Source organism: Kribbella antibiotica, from assembly GCF_004349055.1.
GTDB lineage: Bacteria > Actinomycetota > Actinomycetes > Propionibacteriales > Kribbellaceae > Kribbella > Kribbella antibiotica.
Genome location: NZ_SMKX01000270.1, coordinates 1 through 5,124 on the forward strand (window position 1 = coordinate 1; position 5,124 = coordinate 5,124).

Annotated in this window: 5 protein-coding genes; 4 read left to right on the forward strand and 1 reads right to left on the reverse strand. The window is 65.4% G+C overall.

The annotated features are described in order from the left end of the window. Positions 1-235: 235 nt before the first annotated feature. The gene (locus tag E1263_RS41870; protein WP_132177955.1) at positions 236-1,405 is read right to left on the reverse strand and encodes an ROK family transcriptional regulator; all 1,170 of its coding nucleotides are present in this window, start codon (positions 1,403-1,405) and stop codon (positions 236-238) included. A 99-nt stretch (positions 1,406-1,504) separates the two neighbouring features. On the opposite strand from E1263_RS41870, the gene E1263_RS41875 reads away from it, so the two are divergent. The 4 genes from E1263_RS41875 to E1263_RS41890 all read left to right on the forward strand — a co-directional run. Beyond that, positions 1,505-2,794 carry an extracellular solute-binding protein gene (locus E1263_RS41875; RefSeq protein ID WP_238162056.1) on the forward strand — a complete coding sequence of 430 codons (1,290 nt, stop codon included), beginning with the start codon at positions 1,505-1,507 and terminating at the stop codon, positions 2,792-2,794. Next, a complete protein-coding gene (locus E1263_RS41880) occupies positions 2,791-3,669 on the forward strand; it encodes a carbohydrate ABC transporter permease (RefSeq protein ID WP_202869312.1) in 879 nt (292 codons plus the stop codon). The genes E1263_RS41875 and E1263_RS41880 overlap by 4 nt, the downstream gene beginning before the upstream one ends. After that, positions 3,669-4,490: a carbohydrate ABC transporter permease gene (locus tag E1263_RS41885; protein ID WP_132177959.1), complete on the forward strand. Its 822-nt coding sequence runs from the start codon at positions 3,669-3,671 to the stop codon at positions 4,488-4,490. The genes E1263_RS41880 and E1263_RS41885 overlap by 1 nt, the downstream gene beginning before the upstream one ends. Before the next feature lie 50 nt (positions 4,491-4,540). After that, positions 4,541-5,124 (forward strand): hypothetical protein (locus E1263_RS41890; RefSeq protein ID WP_132177961.1); only part of this gene is annotated, 584 nt, incomplete at its 3' end.

The window sequence follows — 5,124 nt, forward strand, 5'->3', positions numbered from 1 at the left end:
CTCCTACCACCACGCCGAACCCGCATCAGCCCCCGCGCAGTCAAACGCGCACAATCGAAATACCCCGCCAAACAAGCAAAACTCGACCGCACCACCTACAAAGCCACCATCACCATCAACCTCCCCGCCACCACCCCAAACCGCCTTAACTAACCGGCCTTGGGGTTAACCCATCAGGTGGCGGGTTCTTGACCCGCATGAGGGTGCAGAACCCACAAGCTCATGGGGTAACCCATCAAATACTGGAGCTGGCGGCGGGCGTGGATTCGGTGCGGGCGAGGAGTTGGATTCGGGCGTGGTCGGTGGCGGTGGCGATGGCGCCTACTAGGGAGGCGCGGTCGCCGAGGGTTGAGCGGAGTACGGCGATGGGGACGGGGAGGGTGGCTGCTAGTTCGGCTACTCGGGTGGCCAGTAGCTCGTTGTCGCCGATTCCGCCGGTGAGGATGACGGTTTCGGGGTCGACGATGGCGCTCAGGGCGGCGACGATTTCGTGGATGCGGTGGCATTCGTCCTCGACCAACGACAACGCATAGTCGTCACCCGCTCGGGCTCGGTCGAACAAGTCTTGGACGTCGCGCAGGGCAGGGTCCAACGCGCGGGCCTCGCGGAGTAGGGCGAGACCACCTGCCTCGTCGGGTTCGGTCGGCGTACCGCGTCGTGCGTGGGTGGTTGGCAGGAAGCCGACCTCGCCGGCCGCTCCATGCGCACCACGCAACAGCGTGCCGTTGTGCATGATCCCCGCCCCGACGCCCGCGCCGATCGCGATGACGGCAAAGGTCGACAACGAGCTCCCGGCGCCATGGCGGTGCTCAGCGATCGCGGCCAGGTTGACGTTGTTCTCCAGCAACACCGGCCCGTCGATTCCCGCGGCCAGCTGCGAATACAGGTCGTACGGCGTCTCCTGCCCAAGATTCCAGGCATACCGGACCATCGGGTCGTTCGTCAGATTGACCGCGCCCGGTGTCGACACCCCGGCGGCCAGCAACGGTACGTCGGCACGCCCGGCCTCGACTCGTACTTCCGCCAAAAGCTCAACCGCCTGCCGTACGACGCTCTCCGCGCCCTGCGCCTGGGTTGGGCGCTTCACCTCGACCAGTGGTGTTCCGCTGACGTCGCAGACCGCGACGCGCAGATTCGTCCCGCCGATGTCGATCGCCGCGACGCAGCCCGCACGCGTCGGGACGCCGTACAGAGTGGCTGTTCTTCCCGGTAGTCCGCTGCGTTGGCCCAGTGACTCGACCAGCCCCATGGCGTCCAGTCGCTCGACTGCAGCAAAGACGGTCGGCCGGGAGAGCGCGCAGGCGGCGGCGAGTTCGGAGCGGGTCTGTGGACCGGGCTGTGCGAGCAGGCGCGCCAGGACCACGCTCGCGCTCGGCCTACCGCTTACACCACGATTCACAGTCACCTCTGCAGAGTTCTTGACTCCCTGGCCAGCCCTGACAATACTGCTCGAATGTTAGGAAAGTTGCCTAACAAATAAAAGACCTGGAGTGGGGCGACGATAGTGGCGATCGACAGGCGGACCGTGTTGAAGACGGCCGGTGGGGCCGGACTGGCGGCCTTTCTGGCCGCATGCAGCGGGGGCAAAGGCGCGACCACGGGGGACCCGGGCAGCGGAAGCAGCGGGGAGATCCGCGCGCTGTTCATGAAGCAGGCGGCGTACACCGAGGCCGACGTCACCAAGATGACGGCCTCGTTCACGGCCGCGAACCCGGGCATCAAGGTGATCCCGGAGTTCGTCGCCTACGAGGCGCTGCACGACAAGATCGTCGCCGCCGGCCCGGCCGGGACGTACGACGTGGTGCTGATCGACGTGATCTGGCCGGCCGAGTTCGGCAGCAAGAAGATGATCACCGACGTCAGCAGCCAGTGGCCGGCCGCGTGGAAGACCGAGATGCTGGCCGGTGCGATCGACACCGCCGAGTACGACAACAAGCTGTACGGCGTCCCGTGGATCATGGACACCAAGTACCTGTTCCTGAACACCCAGCATCTGGACGTGGCCAACGCGAACCCGCAATGGCTCGACACCTGGGAAGGCACGCTGAAGGCGGCCCGCCGGATGAAGGAAGCGGGTGTCGTCAAGTACCCGTTCATCTGGTCCTGGCAGCAGGCCGAAGCGCTGGTCTGCGACTTCGCCCAACTGCTCGGTGCCATGGGCGGCAAGTTCCTCGACGACTCGGGCAAGGTCGCTTTCAACGCCGGTGGAGGGGTCCAGGCGTTGGAATGGATGCGGCAGACGATCGTCGATGGATTGACCAACCCGGCCTCGACGCAGTCGCTGGAGGCCGACGTACAGCGCGTCTTCCAGGCCGGTCAGGCGAGCATCGTGCTCAACTGGACGTACATGTACGGCGCGGCCAATGACGCCAAGCAGAGCAAGATCGCCGGCAAGGTGCAGGTCGCGCAGACGCCGAAGGGTACGGCCGGGCGGCCGGGCGTCAACGGCGGAATGGCGCTGTGTGTGACCGCCGGGAGCAAGAACCAAGCGGCGGCGTTCAAGTACATCTCGCACCTGACCAGTCAGCCCGAGCAGGAGAAGTACGCGCTCGATTCGCTGCCGGTCTGGGTGACGTCGTACGACGAACCGACCGTCATCAAGACGAACCCGGCCGTCGTACCGCAGGCCAAGAAGCAGTTGGACGACCTGATCCTGCGCCCGCAGGCGAAGAGCTACAACGCCTTCTCGCAAGCCCTGCAGGCCGAACTGCAGAACGCCTTGCTGGGGCGGAAGCCGGCGCAGAAGGCGCTCGACGACGCAGCGGACAAGGCGAATACCTTGCTGCAGTCGTGAAGCCGGTGCACGTCCGCGGGGAGGGACGCTTCGCGGCGTTCCTCTTGTTGCCTGCGGCAATCGTCGTTTTCGGTGTGGTGCTCTACCCGGTGCTCAAGACGCTGCTGATGTCGTTCTACAAGGTCGACAGCGCGATGCCCGGCAGTTACCCGTTCGCCGGGTTGAGCAACTACACCAAGGTTTTCAGCGACCCGTCGTTCTACCCGGTGCTCGGCCACACGGCGTACTTCACGATCGTCTCGACCGCGGCCGAACTCGTCCTCGGGATGGGCGTCGCGTTGCTGCTGAACGCGCCGCTGCGGTTCAAGTGGGTCTGGCGGAGTCTCGTCGTCCTGCCCTGGGCGCTGCCGACGATCGTCAACGGGGCCCTGTGGCGCTGGATCGACAACGGCCAGTACGGCGTCCTGAACCAGCTGCTCGGCACTGAGATCCAGTGGCTGGGTTCGCCGTTCCTGGCGCTCAACATGGTGATCGTCGCCGACGTCTGGAAGAACACCTCGATCGTCGCGTTCTTCCTGCTCGCCGGGTTGCAGACAATCCCTGCCGAGCTGCGCGAGGCGGCGGTGATGGACGGTGCGTCGACCTGGCGCAGCTTCTGGCAGATCGTCGTACCGTTGCTGAAGCCGAGTATCGCGGTGGTGCTGGTGCTGCGCACGATCGAGGCGTTCAAGGTCTTCGACATCGTGTACGTGATGACCGGCGGCGGTCCCGCGTCGGGTACGCAGACCGTTGCCTTCTACACCTATCTGCAGGCGTTCTCGAATCAGCTCTTCGGGTACGGCGCCGCGTTGGCCTACATGATCGTGATCGCAGTCGGCGCGCTGGCGATGTTCTACCTGCGGCTGCTTCGGCAGAACCAGTTGGCGGGGGTCTGATGCGCAAGTTTCAGTACGCGATGTGTGGCCTGCTGGCCGTGGTCGTGCTCGCACCGTTCAGTTGGCTGGTGATCTCGAGCATCTCCCCGGCCGACGATCTGGCCGGCGGTTCCTTGTGGCCGTCCCATCCGACGTTCTCGCGGTACGCGGACATCTTCACATCCGGTCCCGACGGGATCGCCGGAACCTTCCGGGTCTCGATGGTGAACAGCCTGGTCGTTGCTTCCGCGACCACGCTGATCTCGCTGGTGGTCGGATGCCTGGGCGGCTACGCCTTTGCCCGCTTGCGATTCCGCTTCCGCCGTACGACGTTGTTCGCGTTCCTGGCGATCTACATGCTGCCGCCGATCGCGCTGGTGATCCCGCTCTACCTGGCTCTCGCGAACCTGGCCCTGCTGGACACGCAACTCGGCCTGATCCTCACCTACTGCTCGATCGTCACGCCGTTCTGCCTGTGGACGATGAGCAATTTCTTCATGAGTCTCCCGTCCGAGCTCGAAGACGCAGCCCGCGTCGACGGCTGTTCGCGGATGGGCGCACTGTTCCGCATCGTCCTCCCGCTGGCCCGCCCGGGAATCGTCGCGACGGCGATGTTCGGGTTCCTGCTGTCGTGGGACGAGTTCCTGTACTCGCTGATCTTCACCTCGACCTCGAACTCCAAGACGATCCCGGTCGCGATCGCCGAGTTCACCGGCAAGTTCTCGTCCGACTTCGGTCTGGTCGCGGCAGGCGGCGTACTGGCTGCTCTTCCGCCGGTCCTGCTCGCCCTGCTCTTCCAGCGCTACATCGTCAACGGCCTCACCGGAGCCGTCAAAGGCTGATCCGTCAGCATGATTACTCTACGGAGCTGATCGGTCACTACTGTCCGTTCATGGACCTGAAGCTGCCGATCAGCACCGTGATCCCTTCGCTCGACGGCCCGGTCCTCCAGGTCCTGGCCCGCGCCGACGAAGGTCTGTCCGGCCGCCAGATCCACAAACTCGCAGGTCAGGGCAGTGTCGCCGGCGTCCGCCTGGTCCTCCAACGCCTCGCCGCCACCGGCCTCGTCCACGTCGACGACGCCGGCAACTCCCTCCTGTACCAGCTGAACCGCAAACACCTGGTCGCCCCCGTAGTCGAGTTCCTAGCCGACCTCCGCACCGCCCTGGTCGGCCGATTGAGCGACGAGCTCTCCACCTGGCGCCTCCCGCCAGTCCACGCCAGCCTGTACGGCGCCCTGGCCCGCGCCGACGGCGATCTCGAATCCGACGTCGAGCTGCTCCTCATCCGCCCCGACGACCTCGACGCCCACGACCCCCTGTGGAACGAACAAGCCGCCAACCTCATGCAAACCACCGTCGACCTCACCGGCAACCCCGCCCACGTCTTCGAACTAAGCCGCACCGAGCTGGCCAACCACCTAGTCACCGAAACCCCCATCCTCAACGACTGGCTCAACCCCACCCTCCACCTAGC